This window comes from Micromonospora tarapacensis (assembly GCF_019697375.1).
GTDB classification, from domain to species: domain Bacteria; phylum Actinomycetota; class Actinomycetes; order Mycobacteriales; family Micromonosporaceae; genus Micromonospora; species Micromonospora tarapacensis.
The window spans coordinates 1070587-1090419 of sequence record NZ_JAHCDI010000004.1 but is presented as its reverse complement, the minus strand read 5'-3'; the positions used below and the strand labels follow the sequence as shown (position 1 = coordinate 1090419).

The 19833-nt window shown below is 72.1% G+C and carries 16 protein-coding genes; 2 read left to right on the top strand and 14 right to left on the bottom strand.

Annotation, left to right across the window (positions count from 1 at the left end; all coding sequences use genetic code 11):
* The first annotated feature begins 10 nt into the window (after window positions 1-10).
* Window positions 11-1246: a serine hydrolase domain-containing protein gene (locus KIF24_RS10830; RefSeq protein ID WP_331461358.1), complete on the top strand. Its 1236-nt coding sequence runs from the start codon at window positions 11-13 to the stop codon at window positions 1244-1246.
* A gap of 170 nt (window positions 1247-1416) precedes the next feature.
* Here KIF24_RS10830 and KIF24_RS10825 read toward each other — a convergent pair whose 3' ends face one another.
* The 13 genes from KIF24_RS10825 to KIF24_RS10755 form a co-directional block, all read right to left on the bottom strand.
* Window positions 1417-1965, bottom strand: a complete 549-nt coding sequence (locus KIF24_RS10825) for a GNAT family N-acetyltransferase (RefSeq protein WP_221083921.1) — start codon at window positions 1963-1965, stop codon at window positions 1417-1419.
* 14 nt (window positions 1966-1979) lie between these two features.
* Complete coding sequence (locus tag KIF24_RS32575) at window positions 1980-4367, bottom strand: ABC transporter ATP-binding protein/permease (protein WP_230415475.1); 2388 nt, start codon at window positions 4365-4367, stop codon at window positions 1980-1982.
* Window positions 4364-5308 (bottom strand): ABC transporter permease, encoded by a 945-nt coding sequence (locus tag KIF24_RS10810; protein WP_221083920.1) that lies wholly within the window; start codon window positions 5306-5308, stop codon window positions 4364-4366. Before KIF24_RS10810 ends, KIF24_RS32575 begins: the two co-directional genes overlap by 4 nt.
* Entirely contained in the window at window positions 5305-6840 is a 1536-nt protein-coding gene (locus KIF24_RS10805) for an ABC transporter substrate-binding protein (RefSeq protein ID WP_230415473.1), read from the bottom strand. The genes KIF24_RS10810 and KIF24_RS10805 overlap by 4 nt, the downstream gene beginning before the upstream one ends.
* Before the next feature lie 61 nt (window positions 6841-6901).
* Complete coding sequence (locus KIF24_RS10800; protein ID WP_221083919.1) at window positions 6902-7705, bottom strand: class I SAM-dependent methyltransferase; 804 nt, start codon at window positions 7703-7705, stop codon at window positions 6902-6904.
* On the bottom strand, window positions 7702-8943 hold the full coding sequence (locus KIF24_RS10795; protein ID WP_221083918.1) for an MFS transporter: 1242 nt from the start codon (window positions 8941-8943) through the stop codon (window positions 7702-7704). The genes KIF24_RS10800 and KIF24_RS10795 overlap by 4 nt, the downstream gene beginning before the upstream one ends.
* On the bottom strand, window positions 8940-9962 hold the full coding sequence (locus tag KIF24_RS10790) for an enolase C-terminal domain-like protein (protein WP_221083917.1): 1023 nt from the start codon (window positions 9960-9962) through the stop codon (window positions 8940-8942). Before KIF24_RS10790 ends, KIF24_RS10795 begins: the two co-directional genes overlap by 4 nt.
* The gene (locus KIF24_RS10785; protein WP_230415472.1) at window positions 9959-11035 is read right to left on the bottom strand and encodes a PLP-dependent cysteine synthase family protein; all 1077 of its coding nucleotides are present in this window, start codon (window positions 11033-11035) and stop codon (window positions 9959-9961) included. Before KIF24_RS10785 ends, KIF24_RS10790 begins: the two co-directional genes overlap by 4 nt.
* Window positions 11029-11832, bottom strand: coding sequence for a Rossmann-like domain-containing protein (locus KIF24_RS10780; RefSeq protein WP_331461077.1), 804 nt, complete (start codon window positions 11830-11832; stop codon window positions 11029-11031). Before KIF24_RS10780 ends, KIF24_RS10785 begins: the two co-directional genes overlap by 7 nt.
* Before the next feature lie 41 nt (window positions 11833-11873).
* On the bottom strand, window positions 11874-13148 hold the full coding sequence (locus KIF24_RS10775) for an ATP-grasp domain-containing protein (protein WP_221083915.1): 1275 nt from the start codon (window positions 13146-13148) through the stop codon (window positions 11874-11876).
* Between the two features lie 162 nt (window positions 13149-13310).
* Window positions 13311-13667 carry a hypothetical protein gene (locus KIF24_RS10770; protein ID WP_407939911.1) on the bottom strand — a complete coding sequence of 119 codons (357 nt, stop codon included), beginning with the start codon at window positions 13665-13667 and terminating at the stop codon, window positions 13311-13313.
* Between the two features lie 279 nt (window positions 13668-13946).
* A complete protein-coding gene (locus tag KIF24_RS10760; RefSeq protein WP_221083914.1) occupies window positions 13947-15065 on the bottom strand; it encodes a Gfo/Idh/MocA family protein in 1119 nt (372 codons plus the stop codon).
* Window positions 15035-15745, bottom strand: coding sequence for a ThuA domain-containing protein (locus KIF24_RS10755; RefSeq protein WP_221083913.1), 711 nt, complete (start codon window positions 15743-15745; stop codon window positions 15035-15037). Before KIF24_RS10755 ends, KIF24_RS10760 begins: the two co-directional genes overlap by 31 nt.
* A gap of 504 nt (window positions 15746-16249) precedes the next feature.
* Here KIF24_RS10755 and KIF24_RS10750 point away from each other — a divergent pair.
* Window positions 16250-16924: a 4'-phosphopantetheinyl transferase family protein gene (locus tag KIF24_RS10750; RefSeq protein ID WP_221083912.1), complete on the top strand. Its 675-nt coding sequence runs from the start codon at window positions 16250-16252 to the stop codon at window positions 16922-16924.
* Between the two features lie 87 nt (window positions 16925-17011).
* Here the strand turns inward: KIF24_RS10750 and KIF24_RS10745 are convergent, their stop codons facing one another.
* Window positions 17012-19774, bottom strand: coding sequence for an AAA family ATPase (locus KIF24_RS10745; RefSeq protein ID WP_221083911.1), 2763 nt, complete (start codon window positions 19772-19774; stop codon window positions 17012-17014).
* Between the last annotated feature and the right edge of the window lie 59 nt (window positions 19775-19833).

The window sequence follows — 19833 nt, the reverse complement described above, 5'->3', positions numbered from 1 at the left end:
ACTCAAGATCGTGGTCACCAGCGTGGCGCTGGTGACCACGATCGCTGTCGTACCCGCATCCGCCACCGCGCAGCCGGGTCCGCCGGGCGGGCCAGCCGCCGGCGGGCCGGATCGCGCCGAGTTGCGCGCCGCCCTCGCCGCGGTACCCGAAGCCGGCGTCCCGGGCGTGCTGGTCGCTGTGCGCGACGGCCGGCATGACTGGCGTCGGGCCGCCGGTCAGGCGTTTCTGACCAGGCCCCGGCCGATGCAGCCGCAGATGCGGCACCGGATCGGTAGCATCACCAAGACGTTCGTCGCCACCACCGTGCTCCAACTCGTCGACGAGGGCCGACTGGGCCTCGACGACCCGATCGGGCAGTGGCTGCCCGACACCGTGCCGGGCGAGCCCGGCGCCCAGGTCACCGTCCGGATGCTGCTGAATCACACCAGCGGCATCGGCAACTACACCAACGCGATGATCGACTCATATGCGGCGATCAACCAGATGCAGGTCACCACGTACGCACCGGCGGACCTGGTCGCCATGGGCCTGGCGATGCCGCCGACCAACGCCCCCGGCGCCCGGTTCACCTACTCGAACACCAACTACGTCCTGGCCGGACTGCTGATCGAAACGGTCACCGGCAACGATGCGGCGACCGAGGTGCAGCGCCGCATCCTGCGGCCACTGAGGCTCACCGGAACATCCTTCCCCGGTACCGATCCGAGGATCCGTGGCCCGCACAGTGGCGCCTACTTCGCCCCGTTCGGAGTGCGCGACCTCAGCGAGTTCAACATGAGCTGGGCGTGGACGGCGGGCGAGATGATCGCCACCACGGCGGACCTGAACACCTTCTTCCGGGCACTGCTCGGCGGCGACCTGCTCAGCCCGGCCGCCCTCGATGAGATGCTCACCCGGGTACCGATCCTGCCGGAGCTGCCCCAGGCGGGCGGCTACGGTCTCGGCATCTACTCGCTGCCCACCCCGTGCGGCGAGTTCTGGGGCCACGACGGCGCGGTTATCGGCCACCTGATGTTCTCGATGCACAGCCGCGACGGAACTCGCCAGGTATCGTCCGGGATCAACATCAGCCACTACCAGGTCGGCCTGCCCGATCCGCACCCGATCGACATCGCCTGGAACACGTTGCTGCGCACCGCGATGTGCCCGACCAGCGAGGTGACCAGCCGCTCGGCAGCGGCCGTGGCGCAGTTGCCCAGCGTGACCCGGATGCCGGGCAACGACGCGGTGGTCGCGGTGCCCTGACCCGTTCGGACGCCCGGGCTGCTCCTCCGTGATCCCCTGACGGATTCCGATCCCTCAGGGGATCACGTCTGGCCGGACCTCACTGTTCTGGGACCTGGCTCATCGCGACCACGCCCGCACCGTCGGTGCCACCCACCAGCAGCACCCGTCCCACCAACGCCGGAGACCAGTCAGGGCAGCGCGATCTCGAAGTGGACGGTCTGGTAGGTGTCGTCGTAGCCGTCGCACGGGTCGTGGATCGGCGTCGCCACGCTTCGCCAGAACGGTTCGGCGCCGTCGATGCGCGGGTCCGTGTGCAGGTAGAGCACCCGATAGCGGGGTTGCCGGGTGACGAACTCGACGGCGAGGTCGACGAGTGCCCGGGCAAGGCCACAGCGTCGGTGTTCAGGCCGCACGTAGACCCGGAACAGCTGCGCGGTGGTGTCATCGGGGTAGCGCTGAGCGAGGACGCGCGGGTGGGGTGGGCTCTTGGGCCCGGCGGCGCGCACCGCGGTGGTGCCGACGACCTCGTCGCCCTTCGTCGCGACGAACAAAGCGTGGTGCTCGGGCGTGAGGTAGGTGCCGCCGAGGTCGATGACGTCCTGGTGCCAGTCGGGCCGGTAGCCGTAGCCGAAGTCGCGGTAGAAGGTGTCGAGCATGACGCTGCGCGCTCCGTCGAGGTGCCGTTGGTCGGCCGCCTGGACGTCGTACGGGCCGACGCTGTGTCGGTGCTGCTGCATGGTTCTTCCTCCGGTCATGGGCTCGACGGTGCCGCGGCGGTCACCGTGTCGGTGTGCAGAAGCGCGCGGGTCAGCGGGTGGTGTGCGTGGGTGAGCAGGGCGTCGGCCGGGCCGTGGTCGACGACGGCTCCGTTGTCGACAACGATGATGTGGTCGGCGAGGTGAGCCACCACGTCGCGGTCGTGGCTGATCACGACGACGGTCAGCTGGAGGCTGCCCCGCAGCTCATCGAGGAGCGTGAGGATGCCGTGCTGGGTGACGCGGTCGAGCCCGGCGGTCGTCTCGTCGCAGACGAGGACGCGGGGTTCGCTGGCGAGGGCGCGGGCGAGCGCTGCGCGGTGCAGCTCGCCGCCGGAGAGCCGGTCGGGAGGTTGGGCCACGGTGTGTTCGGCGAGTCCTACCCGTTCGAGCAGGTGCAGGGCGACGCGGCGGGCCTGCTCCGCGGTGGCGTTCCGCAGGCGTTGCGCGGGACCGGCGGTCTGGTCGAGGACCGGCCGGTAGGGGTTGAAGCTGGCGCGTGCGTCCTGGAACACGTACTGGATGGCGGCGAGTTCGTGCGGCTGGCGCCGGTCGAGACGCGCGGCGAGGTGGTGCGCGGCGAGCGTCACGCGGCCGGTGTGGGCGGCGTGCAGGCCGGCGATGCAGCGGGCGAGGGTGGTCTTGCCGCTGCCGGACCGGCCGACCACGGCCAGACACTGGCCGGCTGAAACGCCCAGGTTGACGTCCCGGATCACGTCGCGCCGCCGAGCGCCGTCACGGTGGGCGGCACCCAGGCCGGTGACCTGCAGCAACGGCCGGTCCTCGCGGACCACGGCCGGCGACCGGGTCGGTGGCGTGGCGAGCAACTGCCGCGTGTGCCGGTGCCGTGGTGTGGCGAGAACCTCGACGGCCGGGCCCTGTTCGATGGCGGTGCCGTGGTGCAGCACGAGGATCTGGTCGGCGACGGCTCGCACGAGGTGCAGGTCGTGGCTGAGCAGGATCACGGCGATGCCGTCGCGGGCGAGTTTCGTCAGTTCTCGGGCGACGTCTCTGCGGGTGAGCGCGTCCTGGCCGGTGGTGGGTTCGTCGGCGATGAGCAGGACGGCGTGGGCCAGCAGGGCGTGGGCGATGACGAGGCGTTGCTGCTGGCCGCCGGAGAGCTGGTGGGGGAAGCGGCGCAGGAACCGGCGATCGGCGGGCAGGCTGACGCGTTCGAGGATGGCCGTCACCGTGCGCCGGTGGGCGCTGCGGCTGTCGCCGGGTGCGTGGTGCCGGGCGATCTCGTGGAGCACGGCGCCGATGCGGCGTACGGGGTTGAGGGCGGCGGCGGGTTGCTGGGGCACGTAGCCGACGGTGCCGGGCTTCGGCGGGGTGACGGTCGTGACCGGCTGGCCGGCCAGGGTGACGGTCCCGGCGAGGGTCACGCCGGGTGTGACCTCGCCGAGCACCGCCCGGCCGGTGGTGGTCTTGCCGCTGCCGGATGCGCCGATGACGGCGAGGATCTCGCCGGCAGGCAGGCCGAAGGAGACGCCGTCGACCAACGTCCGGTCGACGGTCGTGGCCGTCAGGTCCCGCACCTGGAGCAGGGGCTCGTTCGTGCGCGGGCGGTTGCCGGTCGTGGCTGGCCCGGGCGGTGCTGGGCTGGGGATGGCACCGCTGATCAGCATCCGGTCGGTGACCAGGTTGAGACCGACGGCCAGGCAGATGATGAGCGCGGCCGGCACGGCGACGGCCCAGGGCTGTAGGAACAGCCCGGTGCGATTGCGGTCCACCATGACGGCCCAGTCCGCCGCATCGGGTGCCACGCCGATGCCCAGGAAGCTGGCGGTGGCGACCAGATATATGGCGCCGATGAACCGGACCCCGGCGTCGGCGAGCAGGATCCGGCGGATGCCGGTGCCGACGTAGCCGGGGCCGCGCCGCCACCAGGTCTCGCGGTACAGGCGCATCGCCTCCATGGCCGGCCCGTGGGCCAGCGGCAGCGCGGCGGCCCGGGTGATCCGGGCGATCTCCGGCAGCCCGATCAGCGCGACGATCCCGACCAGGGTGAGGGGCCCGGGCGGTGCCGTGGCGGCCAGCAGGATCAGCAGCAACAGCGACGGCACGGCCAGGGTCAGGTCGAGGGGGCGCATGAGCAGCTCATCGACCCACCGGCGGCGGGTCGACGCGGCCAGCAGGCCGACCGGCACGCCGATGAGGTACGCCAGCACCGTCGCGCCGACGGCGACCACGACGACGGACCGGCCGCCGAGGAGGACCTGCTGCCCGACGTCACGGCCGACGAAGTCGGTGCCCAGCACGCCGTCGCCGGCGAACGGGAACGTGCGGCCGGCCGGCTCGCCGGCCAGCACCGGGCCGAACCCGGCCAGCGCGAGCGGCACCGTGAGCAAGACCGCCCCGGTCAGTGTGCGCAGCCGCCTCATCGCACGGCCCCGATACGAGGTGCGAGGCGGAACGCCACCAGGTCGGCGGCCAGGTTCACCACCACCGTGGTGACGGCTACCAGGACGCACAGCGCCTGCACGGTGGGGATGTCGCGGGTGGACACGGCGTCGACCAGGGCGGTGCCGAGGCCGGGGATGACGAACACCGCCTCGACGACGATGACGCCGCCGAGCAGCCAGTCGGTGGTGCGGGCGAGTTGCTGCACGACCGGCGCCAGCGCGCCGGGCAGGGCGTGGCGAAGCCAGAGCCGGCTGCCGGTGATACCGAGCCGTCGGGCGTGACGCACGTGCTCGCTTCGCAGGGCGTCGAGCAGGCCGGCGCGGGTGAGTCGGCTGATGGTGCAGATCGGCCGGGCGAGCAGCACGAGCAGCGGCAGCACGAGCACGGACGGCTGGGCGAGCAGGTCGGCGCCGAAGGCGGTGGGCGGTAGCCAACCGAGTTGGACGCCGAAGACGGCGATGAGCAGGATCGCCAGGGCGAACTCGGGCACCGCGTACAGCGCGACCGACACCGCGGAGACCACCCGATCCAGTCGCCCCCCTTCCCGGCGGGCCGCCAGCATGCCCAGCGCGATGGCGAGCGGTACCAGCACGAGCAGCGTCACCACGGCCAACAGCAGGGTGGCGCCCGCGCTGTCGGCGAGCCGGTCGACGATCGGCCGCTGCGAGATCAGCGAGACGCCGAGGTCGCCGCGGAGCAGGTCGGTCAGCCAGTCGAGGTAGCGCCGCCAGGCCGGTCGGTCGAGGTCCAGCTGCGCCCGGATCGCGGCGATGCGGGCCGGGTCGGGCTGGTCGCCGGCGATCACCACGGCGGCGTCACCGGGTAGCGCCTCGGTGAGTACGAACACGATTGTGGTGATCCCGGCGACCTGCCCGAGGCCGAGCAGCAGCCGCCCCGCGGCGTAGCGGGGCAGACTCACCCCAGCCAGACCTTGTCGAAGCGGGCCCAGTCGAGGGTGTTGGCGGGTGCGTTGGCGGACACCCCGCCGACGCGGGGTGCGGTGGCGACGAGGAAGTCGGCGAAGCCCCAGATCAGGAATCCGCCCTCGGCGTGCAGGGTGCGCTGCATGTCGCCGTACGCCTGCCGGCGGGTCGTTTCGTCGGCGCTGGAGATGGCCTTGGCGTAGAGGGCGTCGAACTCGGGTCGGGTCCACCGGGTGGCGTTGGTGGTGGAGTTGGTCAGCAGCCGCTGGGAGATGTGCGTTTCGATGGGCATGGCACCGGAGCGGTACGAGGCCAGCACACCGGAGTTGAGGATGTCCTTCCAGTAGGTGTCCTTGTTGCCCAGCGCGGTGTCGATGACCAGGCCGGCCTGTTTGGCCTGCTCGGCGAAGACGCTGGCGGCCTCGACGAAACCGCTGGCCACCGACGCGGTGTCGAGCGTGATGCGCAGACCCTTGGCGCCGGCCTTGTCGATGAGGAACCGGGCGCGGTCGAGGTCGCGGCTGCGCTGGGCGATGTCGTCGGCGTAGTACTGATAGCCCTTGCCGAACAGGTCGTTGCCGACCTGCCCCGAACCGGCGAGGACGGTGTCGACCAACTGTTGGCGGTCGGTGAGCAGGAACATGGCTTCGCGCAGGTCGCGGTTGTCGAACGGCGGCCGGTCGACCTTCATGGCGAACGACTGCATGGTGCTGTTCGGCATCCGGGTGACGGCCATCCGGCCACTGCCGGCGTGGGTACGGGCCGTGGTGGGGGTGATGTCGTGCGCGTAGTCCACCTGGCCGGCGAGCAGGGCGTTGACCCGGGCCGATTCCTCGTTGCTGATCAGATACTCCAGCTCGTCGAGGTGCGCGGCCCCGTCCCAGTAGCCGTCGTACCGCTTGAGCAGCAGCGACCGGCCGGGCTGCCAGGAGTCGAAGGCGAACGGCCCGGACCCGACGGGCCGCTCGAAGCCGTCGGCGCCCTCGGGAACGACGTACGCGCCGAACGCCGCCAGCGCGTTGGGAAACTCGGCGAAGGGCCGCTTGAGGGCCAGCTCCACTGTGCGGTCGTCGACGGCACGACTGTTGGGCAGGTCGAGCAGGTCGAGGCTGGCCTTCGCGCGGAATGCCTTCGTCGGGTCGGTGATCCTGGTGTAGCTGTAAAGCACGTCGGCGCTGCGGACCGGCCTGCCGTCGTGGAACGTGGCCGGGCGCAGAGTGATCCGCCAGCGGGTCAGGTCGCTGCTGGGCTCCCAGCCTTCGGCGAGGCGGGGCTGGATGGAGACGTCCGGGCCGTAGTCGGCGAGCTTGTCGAACATCGCCTTGGCGCGCGACGCCTCGTTGAACAGGTTCGCCAGGTGCGGATCCAACGTCTCGTTGGCGCCGCCGCCGGCGAAGGCGGCCCGCAGCCGGCCGCCGCGCCGGGGTTGCCCGGCCGCGGTGGTGGCCGGGTCGTTGCCCGAGCCGCAGCCGGTCAGCAGGGCGGCGGAGACGGCGGCGGCGCCGCCGAGCAGGCCACGGCGAGACATTCTCGGCACGGTGACGGGTGGGTGAACCATCGTGGGTGTCCTTCCGGTACAGAGGTGGGAGTCACGCCGCGTCGTTGCGGCGGCGGGCGACCAGGTGCAGGCGGTCGCCGGACAGGACGCCCGACAGCGCGGCTGCCGGATGCCAGGGCGGATCGGTACGTGGGCCCGGGGTGTCGAACACGGCCACGACGTCGAACCCGGCGGTGTCGAGCAGGTGCCGCAGCTCGGCGGGGAACAGCAGCCGCCAGGCCGAGGTCTGCACCAGCGGTTCCGGGCGGGCCGGCCACGTCCAGACACGTTCGCGGCGCAGCAACTGCTCACGGTGGTCGATCCACAGCCTCGTCGCGGCGGTGTACGTGACGTCGCGCCAGGTCACGGTGCGGGTGCGGGTGCCGTCGAGGAGTTCGGTGTTGCCGAGGAAGAACGCGCCGTTGCGCATCTCCGCCAGCAGCAGCCCACCGGGGCGCAGGTGCCGGTGACAGCGTTGCAGGAACGCGGTCAGGTCGGCGTTGCGGTGGCAGTACAGCAACGCGCTGTCCAGGCAGGTGATGACGTCGAAACGGTCGGCCAGGTCGAAGGTGCGCATGTCGGCGCGCACGAACCGGACTCCCCGGTGGCGGCGCCGCGCATAGGTCAGCATCGGCACCGACGTGTCCAGCCCGGTGGCGGCGTATCCGAGGGTGGCGAGGTGCCCGGCGTCGCGGCCGGTGCCGCAACCGACGTCGAGCAGCCGGGGCGCGGCGTCGGTGCGGTCGGCGAATCGGCGCACGAGGTCGTCGACGAACCGGGCGGCGACGCGGCCCGGGTCGGGGAACTGCTGTTCGTACAGCTCCGGGTTGTCGGTGAGGAGGTTCTCGCCGCTCATGACACGCCCGCCGGCGCCGAGGCGGGGGCGGGCGTGAGCAGGCCGCCACGGCGCAGCAGCCACACCGCGCCCGCCGACACCACCCCCACGCCAGCGGTGAGCAGCCAGGCCACCGCGGGAACGCCGGCCCTCGCGGAAGTGTCCACCGCCGCGCCGACGGCGGCGGTGCAGCCGGCGGCGAGGACCCCGGACACCAGGTAGAACAGGCCGAAGTAGGTGCCGGTCAGCCCGTGGCCGGCGAAGGCGGGGATCAGCTCCAACACGAACGGCTGGGCGACCATCACCCCGAGGGTGAGCAGGACGGCAGCGGCCAGCACGGGCACCAGCCGCAGCACCGGCGACGCCGATTCCACCCGCAGCAGCGGCAGCAGGAAACCGGCGCCCATGACGGCCATGCCCGCGGTGATGCTCGTGCCACGGCTCCACCGGCCCTGCAGCCAGCCGGTCAGCGGCAGTTGCAGGGTGAGCGTCACGACGGTGGAGACGACGAACAACGCGGCGACCGCCACGGGCTGCCCGGTGACGTGTTCGGCCTGCACCGGCAGGATCAGGTACAGCTGTGTCTGCAACGCGAACATGCCGGCCAGCGCGCCACTGAAGGCCAGGAACCGGCGGTCGGCGATGGCGGTCCGCCAGTCCTGCCAGACGGTCTCCTCACTGGCGTTGACCGGTTGGGCGGGCAGCCAGACCGCCTGCGCCACGGTGAGCGCGGCGAACACCGCCGCGGCGGTCAGCGCGGCGGCCCGGAAGTCGACAAGCAGTAGTGCGGCGCCGAGCAGCGGCCCGAGCAGCGCGCCGGCGCTGGCGAACACGTTGAACAACGCGAACGCCTCGGCCCGCCGGTCGGCGGCGGCCTGCGCCACGTAGCTGCGCACGGCCGGGTTGAACAGCGCCCCGGCCAGCCCGGACAGCATCGACGCGGCCAGCAGCAACGGCAGTGACGTGTCGAGGGCGAACAGCCCGAAGCCGACGGCGCGCAGGGCGCAGCCGGCGATGATGACGCTGCGGGCGCCGAGCCGGTCGGCGGCCGAGCCGCCCAGCAGGAACAGGCCCTGCTGGCTGAGGTTCCGCACCCCGAGCACGATGCCGATCACGGCGGCGGACAGGCCGACGTCGTCGGCCAGGTAGCCGGCGAGGTAGGGCAGCAGCAGGTAGAAGCCGACGTTGACGCCGAGCTGGTTGACCACCAGCAGCCGGATCGGCAGCGGGAAGCTGCGCAGGGTGGCCCACGTGTTCATCGGGCCGCTCGCACGCCGAGACCGGGTTCGTTGGTCAGCCGCAGGACGCCGTCGTGGCCGCCGATGCCGGTCCACGGATCGTCGGTGAGCAGCAGGTGCCCGTCCAGGTCGATCCAGCGGGCATCCCCGGTGAGGTGCACCGCTGGCGCGATGCCCAGCGAGCTGGCCACCAGGCAACCCAGCATGAGGTCCATACCGTAGGCACCGGCCGTGGCGGCGATCCGCTGTGCGGCGTGGATGCCGCCACACTTCGCGATCTTGATGTTGATGCCGGCGACCGTGCCCGCGAGGGCGTCGAGGTGCGCCACCGTGGCGGCGTCCTCGTCGGCGATGACGGGCACGTCGGTGCGCGCGCTGATCCAGGCGAGCAGCTGCGGTGTGCCGGGCGCGATGGGTTGTTCGACGGCGTCGATGCCGTGCGGGCGCAACGCGTCGAGCAGCCGCACGGTCTGCTCGGGTGTCCAGGCGCCGTTGGGGTCGAGTACGAGCCGTGCCCGTGGCATGGCGGCGCGGACGGCGGCGACCCGGGCCGGGTCCGCGTCGTCCCCGCACTTGACCTTGATGAGCTGGAAGCCGCGCCGAGCCAGCGCCCGGGCGGTGGTGGCTGCGTGGTCAGGTGCGACCAGGCCGATGGTGTGGGCCGTGGGCGCCGGAGAGAAGGCCGGCCGGCCGAGCCACTGATGCACCGGCATCCCGGCCCGGCGGGCCAGCAGATCGTGGACGGCGGCGTCCAGGGCCGCCAGCACACCGGCGGGCAGCTCGGCGGCGAGCGCGGGCAGGTCCGCCAGCAGCGCCTCGGGTTCGCCATAGCCGCGCACCCGGTGCCGGAGCCCGGCCAGCACTCCGAGAATGGCGGCCAGGTCGAGGCCGTAGTAGACGCTCGTGACGACCTCGCCGTGGCCGGTGACGCCGTCGTGGGACAGGTCGACCTGGACGGCGTCGCGGCCCGGCATCGTCGAGCGGGAGATGCGCAGCGGCTCGCGCAGCCGCAGCGGGTAGGTGCGCCAGCCGAGCCTCATGCCGGCACCGCCAGGCTGCGCAGCGGGTCGAGGACGGTCCGGCAGCGACTCCACCGGGTCACCTCGACGGCGTCCGGGTACGGGATCTCGATCGGGTGGCCCGGTGCCGGGGCGAACAGCCCGTGGGCGGCGCAGAACGCGTCGTCGAAGATCGAGTCGAGGTAGCGGTGCGGACCGTCCGGGAAGATCGTGACCACCCGCGCGCCGGGCTGCATGCGGCTGATCCACGCGGCGACCCGCGCGACGGCGCCGGTGCTCCAGCCGCCGGTGACGAAGGCCGAACGCGCCAGCCGGCGGCAGGTGTCCACCGCCTCCACCGGGCCGATCCAGTGCACCTCGTCGAAGGCGGTGTAGTCGACGTTGCGGGGAAAGATGCTGCTGCCCAGCCCGCGCATGAGCCGTGGCCGCGCGGGCTGGCCGAAGATCGTCGAGCCGACGGTGTCGACACCGACGAGCCGCATCCGGGGCCAGTGCCGCCGCAACGCCCGGGCCAGCCCGGCGCTGTGCCCGCCGGTGCCGACGCTGCACACCAGCACGTCGACGACCTCGACCTGCCCGGTCAGCTCGGCGGCGAGGGTGCGGTAACCGGCGGCGTTGTCCGGGTTGTGGTACTGGTCGGGCCAGTAGGCGCCCGGAGTGCGCGCCAGAATCTCGTGCAGTCGGTCCAGGCGGGCCTGCTGCCACCCGCCGACCGGGTGCGGCTGCTCGACCACCTCGACCACCGCCCCGTAGGCGGTCAGCAGCGCCCGCATCGGTCGTTCGATCTCGCGGTCCACCACGAGGATCACCGGGTGGCCCAGGGCCTGCCCGGCGAACGCCAGCCCGATCCCGAAGGTGCCGCTTGTGGACTCCACCACTGTGGCTCCGGGCCGCAGGTCGCCGCGCTGCCGGGCGGCCTGCAGCATGGCCACGGCGGCGCGTGCCTTCATGCCGCCGGGGTTCAGATACTCCACCTTGGCGTGGAAGCCGCCGTGCGGGTGCGGCAGCGGAGTGTCCACGAACGCCACCGGGGAGCGCCCCAGCAGATCCAGCAGGTGCGGTGCGCGCGTTCTCGGCGCGGCGTCGGTCAGCATGGCGACCCGACGGCGGCGCGGTAGCGGTAGACCGTGGTCGGTCCGCCGTCGAGCCAGAAGAACGGGTACGGCTCGGCGGACACGGCGCTCAGCCCGGCACCGAGGAAGCACGGCAGGACGGCGCTACCGGTCTGCGCGAAGGCCACCATCGGTTTGCCGGTGGCGCGGGCGTGCCGCAGCAGCGGCTCGAAGGTGCCGTTGCCGAGGGTCATGCCGGAGACCAGCAGGGCGTCGCAGCGGTCCAGCAGGGCGGCGGCGTCCGGCAGGCACGGCTCGTCCCACTCCGTGCTGCCGCCGGCCAGATCGCAGGGCAGGTAGCTGACACCGCGGCGACGCAGCTGCTCGAGCAGGGAGTTCACCACACCGACGACCAGGACGTCCTGCCCCGGGGGCACGGGTAGCAGGTCCACCACCGCGGCGGCCCTGGCGCGCGACTTGGCCAGCGAGGTGCCGGCAGGGATCGTGACCGTGTCGTGGGCGACGTGCGCGTGCGGGCGGGCGGTGGCGAGGTAGGCGTCGAGGGCCGCGACGCGGACCGCCGGCACCGGGTGGGTGAGCAGTTCGGCGACGCTACGGCCCACACAGTCGTAGGCGACGTCGTCGGTCAGCTCGTCCGGCTCCGCCGCGCAGGAACCGACGGTGGCGCCCACCCGAAGGCTCAGCACGTGGTTGCGGTAGCCGCGGCCGCGCCCGGCGTGCCGGGCACCCTGCCGGGTGGTGAACGCGACGCTCACCTGCTCAGCGGACGGGTCAGGGCCGAACCGGGCAGCGCGGACGGCCTCGATCAGGTCCGTCACCGACGTGAACGGCGCACCGCTTCTGACCGGCGTCGGCGTCGTCACGCGAGAGCCCCGGCCAGGTCGTCGGCGTACCGGACGCCCAGCCCGGCAACCAGTTCCTCGGCCCGGGCACGGGCGCCGAGTGCTGCGGTGTCCACCGTCATGACATGGCCGAGGTAGGTGTTGTTGCTCACCGCGTCGCCGGTGCGGTGCCCGGCCGGCTTGACCGCCCAGTCGACGACGTCATCAGCCACGGCCAGCGTGGCCGTACCCTCGATCCCGGCGACGGTTCCGGCGCGGGGTGGAAGCAGGAACGAGATGGCCGCGCTGCGCACGCCCGTGCCGGTCACCGCGATGTCCGGCTGTTCACCCAGGGCGAGCTGGGTGAACACCATGGGCAGATCCACCCCGGTCACCCGCCGCACCAACTCGGTGATCTGGTTGCCCGCCGGGCGAGGGTTGATCTCCACCACCCGCGGCCCCGCCGCCGTCAGCCGCAGCTCGGTGTGCGCCACTCCCCGGTCGTACCCGACCGCGGCGAGGGCGGCGACCGTCATGTCGCACACCGCGGTGACCGTCGCGGCATCGAGCGCGGCGGGGAACATGTGGCCCGTCTCCACGAACCACGGCTCGCCGGCGAGGCTCTTGTCCGTCACGCCGAGCACCGTCGTCGCCCCGTCGACCGTGACGGTCTCGACGCTGACCTCCGGCCCGACCAGCACCTCTTCCAGCAGCACCAGCGGCAGGCGCTGCTGGCCACGGGCATTGACCGGGAATGCGTCGAGGGCGTCGAACGCCTCGCGCAGTTGGGTCCGGTCGGCCACCAGCCGGACGAACATCCCGGCGCACAGGTCGACCGGCTTGATGACCAGCGGGAAGCCCAGCGTGCGCGCGGCCACCTCGGTACCCGGCCAGTCCTCGGTGATCGCGAACGCCGGACCGGGCAGGCCGGCCACCTGCATCCGCTGCCGCGCCAGGTCCTTGCGGCAGGCGTACTCGACGGCGTCCGGCCGTGGACTGGGCAGGCCCAGGTGTGCGGCCAGCCGGGCCGCCGTGCCGAGGTAGTAGTCGCAGGACGTGACGACCCCGTCGAACCGCAGCACCTCGTGCAGCCGCTGGACCTGGGGCAGCAGCATGTCCAGGTCGTTGGTCTCGGCGGTGATCACGTTGTCCGCGAGGAGCAACGGGTGCACCCCTTCGCCGCTGCCCGGACGCAGGTAGTGGTGCAGGTTCCTGGTCAAGAACGTGAACCGATGCCCTGCCTCCCGGATCGCCCGGGGCAGCAGGGTGCTCATCGCACCGACCCAGCTCTCGATCACCAACGCATGCCCCACCGCGCACTCCAGATGTTCAGGGGATCCCGGACCATCAGATGGTAACGGTTGTCATTTGCGATGGCTAGCACCGGTCGGTCGACGTACCCGTCCAACCATCGGTGCACGTTCTCGCCGTGGCCGTGCCGCGCCAGCGCCTCGGCCGCCGTGGGCGAGCTGCGCTCAGGTGGCCAGGGCGGCGTAGCGGTCCAGCAGGCTGTGGTGGTCACCGGCCTCGACGATCGCGCTGGTGGCCTCGTCGAGGACCAGGATGCGCGGGTCGCGTACGTGCGATGGCCCGCCGCCGGAGAACCGGTGACCGCGCGAGCCGACCATGGTGTCGTACCCGTCCGGCAGGCCGGCGATCAGGTCGTGGATCCGGGCGGCGCGGGCCGCGTCCTCGATCTCCGCGTCGCTGGCGTCCGGGCGGGCGGGCGCACGTCGACACCGTCGGTGGTGACGCGACCCGCGGTCGGGTCGCCCGTAGGCTGGTCGAACGCCGGCCCGACCCGGCGGATCGGCGGGCCACCCTGGTCGCACCCACCGATGAGGGCCGCCGGGTCACTGCCGCCATCCGCACTGCCCGCCGGACCGAGGCGGACCGCTTCGGTCACCTCGACGCCACCGATCGGGCCGAGCTTGCCGGGATCCTGCGCACCCTCCGCAGGTAGCCGGGGCACCGGCCCTGGCAGGCGCTTCCTGGCCAGCCATCGCCTGTTCGCGCAAGCGATGCTGATCTATTCGGGAGCTGCCCCACCCGGCGGCTCAAGCGACCACTGCCGAGCGGGTCGACCATCGGCGGCCACGTCCCCACCGCGCTCAGCGACCAGTCTGACCGATCGCCTTCCAGTCCTCGACCGGAGTGAGCGGAACTGGTGCGGGAAGCGCCACCGCCGTCGTCAGCTCGATCCGCTGACCTTCGGCTGCCGACTGGAGCAGGGTGGTCATTGTTTCGAGTACGTGCAACGCGACGTCGCCGCCGGCGCGCGGCGGACGCTGGTCGCCGGCCCTGACAAGGTCGATCAGACCGATGCCTCGGGAGCCCTCGGCGTAACCGGCCCGTGGTTCGAGAACGCGCCATGCGGTGGCGCCGAGCGCGAAGAGGCGGACCTCACCGTCGAAGTCGTTCGGATCGGGTACGGCGAGCGTGCCGGTCTCCCCGTGCACCTCGATCGGTGCGGCCGTCGTCGCAACGCCGTCGAAGCTCGTGGTGATGGTCGAGAGGACACCGTTGGCGTGTTCGAGCACGCCGGTCACATGGGTATCCACCTCCGCCGGGATCCGCTCCCCGATGCGCGGACCCGAGCCGATGACCCGCTCGGCGCGTAGCCGGCTGACGGCTCCGCTCACCGCGCGAACCGGCCCGAGCAGGTGGATGAGTGCCGAGATGTAGTAGGGCCCCATGTCCAACAACGGACCGCCGCCCGGGGTGTAGTAGAAGTCGGGGTTGGGGTGCCAACGCTCGTGCCCTGGAGTGACCATGACGGCCGACGCGGACAACGGGCGTCCGATGAGCCCGCCGTCGATCGCCGCACGCGCCGTCTGCGTACCCGTGCCCAGCACGGTGTCCGGCGCACACCCGACGCGGACGCCGGCCGACGCGGCGCGGTTGATGATCGAACGCCCCTCCGGGAATGTCACGGCGAGAGGCTTCTCGACAAACACGTTCCTGCCCGCGTCGATCGCGCCGAGCGAGATCTCGGCGTGCGCCGCCGGGATCGTGAGGTTGAGCACCGTCTGCACGCCCGGGTGGGCGAGCAGGCGCTCGACACTTACCGCCTCGGCGCCGGGAGTCATGGCCGCGACCGCAGCGGACCGGGCGGCGTCGAGGTCGGCCACCGCGACGACGCGCACCGTGGGATGGTTGGCCAGCGTGGTCAGGTACGCACGGGAGATGACCCCGAGACCTACGATGCCGACGCCGTGCGGGTCGCCCACACCATCCCCCTCTCGATGACGGTACGGACGCAGGCGTGCTCCAGCACGTCAAGGCTGTGTCCCGGGGTTGTCACGACGATCCGCCCGGCGCCCCAGTTTCGGGTCCAGATCGCCGGCGAGGTGACCGGCCGGTGCCACGGATGCCACGCCCGCGTCGGGTGGGTGGTGGTGGCCAGCACGTCGATCAGATCGTCGTGCAGCACCCAGTACTGCTCGGTGACCAGGTCGAAGTCCTCGATCCCGGCGGTGATCGGATGCTCCCGGCCCAGCTCGGTGATCGTGACCGAGTGCGGCAGGAAGTTGTCCGCCGCGCCGCCGCCGCGGTCGCACGGCTGCACGCCCGGATGGGTGGCGAACTGGCCGCCCACCAGGTGCAGGTAGTCCGAGCAGGCGCGGAACGAGTCGACGATGCCGCCGTGCCAGCCGGTGAAACCCGTCCCGGCGACGACCGCCGCGGCCAGGCCCGCCACCTGCTCCCCGGTGATCTGCGACATCGTCACGCACTGCACGACGAGGTCGGTGTCGGCCATCTCGGCGGCATCGGCGTAGATCTCCGTCGAACCCTCCACCCGTACGGCGTATCCGCTGCGTTCGAGGAAGGGGATGAACAACTCCGTCGCCTCGACCGGCTGGTGCCCCTCCCACCCGCCCCGAACCACGAGTGCTCTCTGCTGCGCCACCCCTCGCTCCCTTCCCCGGTCCCTCGCCAGCGGTTGGCCCGCCCTCGCCCGGCGACCTGCCAGCGAGGCCCCTGCTGGTCGAGCACCGAACGGTACTCGTGGTCGCCGGCAGGGCCGACGATCGCCCGGAGCCGGGGTTCCGTCCTGTCCGATCCGCAGCCGGGAGCGATGCCCAGTCAGCCAGGGTAACTGCCTGCGAACCGGTGGACGCGCCCGCGGGCGATCACGCCTGCGCTGCCGCTTCTGCCGCAGCCGGTACGAGCATTTCATCAAGGTGGCCGGTGGTGGCGCCACGCTCAGCGGCGGCGAGCCGCTGCAACACGTCTCCCCTATCACGACCCGGCCATCCCGTAACCGTCCCGGCCGAAGCCCGAGAGTCCGCCGCCGCGCATTCCGGTACGCGGTGCTGGTCCCTAGCATTCGATACATGCCCACTGTCGACAAGAGCGCCCCGCCGCGATCGACGGTGGGACCCGAGAGAAAATTACCGGTTCGGAGCGTGCCATGATCGAGGCGATTCTCCCGGCCGGCACCGTGGCGATCGACACCTTCACCGAGGCACCCGGCACGTTCCTCTTTCCGGAGGAGGAGAAGATCATCCGCGCGGCGGTCGACAAACGGCGGCGGGAGTTCGCCACCGGCCGCTGGTGTGCCCGGCAGGCGATGGCCCGCCTCGGGCGCGCGCCGGCACCGGTGCTGCCGGGGCCGCGTGGCGAACCGCGATGGCCGGCCGGCCTGATCGGCAGCATCACGCACTGCGACGGCTACCGCGCCGCGGTGCTCGCCGAATCCGAGGTCATCACCACCGTCGGCATCGACGCCGAGCCAAACGCACCGCTGCTCGACGACGTACTGCCCGCCGTGTCGCTGCCCCAGGAACGGGACCGGATCGGCACGCTGCAGCACGAGCACCCCGACGTGTGCTGGGACCGGTTGCTGTTCAGCGCCAAGGAATCCGTCTACAAGGCGTGGTTTCCGCTGACCTCACGCTGGCTGGACTTCGAGGACGCGGACATCACCTTCGACCCGCTGGCCGGCACCTTCGAGGCTCGGATACTGGTCGCGGGGGGGCAGCTGCACGGGCGCAGGCTCGCCGGCTTCAGTGGGCGTTGGCTGGCCCGGCAAGGGCTGGTCGTGACCGCCATCGCGGTGGTGGCGCCCGCGCTGGCCACCGTCTGAGCCGGTAGCCCACACGTTGCCGGACCGCAGCATGGTAGAAGGCCGCACCCGGTGGGTGCGGCCTTCGGCCCCTTCCATGCTGGTCACTCAGACGCTGGCGGAGTGGTCCGGGCTCAGGCTCGCCGGCAGGTCGCCACGGCGGGCGACATTCAGCTTGCGGTACGTACGGGTCAGGTGCTGCTCGACCGTGCTGATCGTGATGTAGAGCTTCTCGGAAATCTCCCGGTTGCTGTAGCCGGCCGCCGCCAGGGCCGCGACACGATGCTCGGCCTCGCTCAGGACGGCCACCACCACGGCCGGGTTCATCGCTTCCACGGTGTCCCCTTCGTCCCAGCCGGGCTCCAGGCTCAGCGCCTTGAGCAGCAGTAGCGCACCCGCCTTCTCGGCGGTGGCACGGGCCCGCCGGGCGATCAGCCGGACCCGCCGCGACTCGCCCAGCGTCTGGAACGCCTCGGTCAGGTCGACGAGGGTGCGGGCCAGCTCGTAGCCGTCACCACCGTTGTGCAGATCGGCGGCCTGGCGCAGGAACATCGGCCGGTGCCGGAGCTCGGCGCAGGCGGCATACAGGCGCAGGGCCATGGCGCGCACCCGCGGCTGGCCGTCGCCGCAGCGGTTCAGCTGCTCCTCGACCAGCTGCTGCGCCTGCTCCGGCGCGTTCATCCGGAGCAGCGTCTCGGCCGCGTCGACCCGCCACGGCACCAGGCCGGGCGTGTCCATCCCCCACTGGGCGGCCAGCTGGCCGCAGAGCTTGAAGTCCCGCAACGCCAGCGGCAACTCGCCGATGGCGAGGCTGTACCGGCCCCGAGCGTGCAGATAGTGCAACCCGAAGCGGGTCTGGAACATCTCCTCCGGCACCGGCTGGTCCAGGTGGTCACGCACCGCACCGAAGTCGCCGATCGCGGTCGTCGCCATGATCAGAACAGCAAGCGGGCCGCCGACCGCGACGCCCCAGCTGCTCGACGGCATCACCGTCAGCGCGTCCGTGGCGTACCGCCGCGCCCCGGTCAGATCGCCCAGGCGCATCGAGATCTCCGCGCGGATGGCAGCCAGCCGGGCCTGCCGGCTCGGCGAACGCCGCAGGCGAGCCTCGTCGACGAAGGTGTCGCACCACACCGCGGCGCTGGCCGAGCAGCCACCGTAGGTGAGCGCCAGCAACGCGCTCTCCACGGTGTCCAGGCTCATCTCGTCCAGGCGCGCGTTGTGCAGGATCCGTTCGGCGACCGCGATCGCCCGCTCCGACGGGCCCTCGCTCAGCACCCCGGCCAGCGCGGTGGCGGCCGCCAGCCGATGACTGGCCGACACCGTCGGCATCGCCACCGGCGGCTGCATGCCCTGGTGGAGCAGCGGTCGGAACGACGGGTATGTCGCCAGCATCAGCGGCCGGGTGATGAACAGCTCGGCCAGCGTCTCGGCGTCGGCGTTGCCGCTGTGCGCGGTGATCAGCTCGAACGCCTCCCGGGCCTCGGTGAACTGGCCGTGCCAGAGCAGCGCCTTGGTCAGCACCAGCGCGTCGACACCACGCAGGTGCCCGCCGCGCAGGGCCACGGCCAACTCGGGCAGGTAGCCGGTCGGTGCGCTCGGGTTGATTCGCCATTCGGCGCGGACCAACGCGGCAGTGATCCGGGCGCGACGCTGGCTGTCGGTGCAGGCCCGCAGCGCGAGCTGCAGGTAGCGCACCGCGGCGGCCACCTGGCCCTCCCGCAGCGACTGCCGGGCTGCGTCCTCCAGCACCGGCACGGCCCACGCCTCGTTGACGTCGCCCGCGCCGACCAGGTGCTGGGCGACCACGGCGCTGGACGCGCCGCCGCGATGGGCGAGCACCGCGGCCCGGCCGAACAGGTCGACGCGGTCCAGTTCGTCGATGTCGGCCAGCACCGCCGCGCGAGCGGCCGGATGCCGGAAGTCCCCGCCGGACAGCAGGCCCACCATGGTCAGCGTGCGCACCGCCTGGCTGATCTGTGCGCCGTCGGCCGGGACCAACTGCTCGAGCAGCGCGAGATCGGTGCAGACCGCCAGCCCCTGGGCCACCCGGAGCACGCGGGCGCTCGTGCGGTGGAGACAGGAGACCACCGCCCGGGTGAAGTTCTCCCCGGTCACCGGTTCGCTGCCGGCCGCGGCGCCGGCGGCCGACGCCTCGCGGTGATCGTCGAGCAGGCCGCGCAGCAGCAGCGGGTTGCCACCGCTGAGGTGGTGCCAGGCCGGCGCCAGCCGCTCCGCGTCGGCCTCGCCGACACAGCTGGCCGCCAACTCACCCACCGCTTCGGCCGACAGCGCCGACAGTACGATCAGCGAGCCGTGCGGCGGCCGCCAGAGCGCCTCCATCTCGAATCCGACTTCGTCCCGACGGCCCTGCTGAGTCTGGGTGAACAGCAGCAGCATCGGCGCGAAGCGTGCCCGCCGGGCCAGGTAGGACAGACAGATGATCGACAGACGGTCGGTCCGGTCGATGTCGTCGACCGCGATGATCAGCGGATAGCGGTGGGACAGCTCCAGCAGGATTGTGCAGAGTGCGTGCACGATCTGCGGGTCGATCTGGTTGTCATAGCCGTCGGCGCGAACCCCTTCGTACAGCAGGTTCATCGCGCGCTGTTGTTCCTCGGGAACCAGCGGCGCGTCGAGCAACAGCTGGGTGAGCACACCGAGCGGCAGGTCACGCTCGGCGTCCGCGCCGATCGCGGTGATCGCCAGGGCATCGCGATCCACCGCCCGGTCGGCGTAGGTGTTCAACAACTCGGTCTTGCCGGACGCTACCGCGCCCGCTATGACGGCGACCCGCCCTTTGCCGGAAACGGCTGAGGCAAGGAGGCCGTCCAGCGTCGCGATCGCTTCCGCGCGCTCGACCAATTTCATGATCATCCTCTCGTTACGATCGCAGCTCCGGCTCCCTCACCTGGGATCGGCCGGTGATC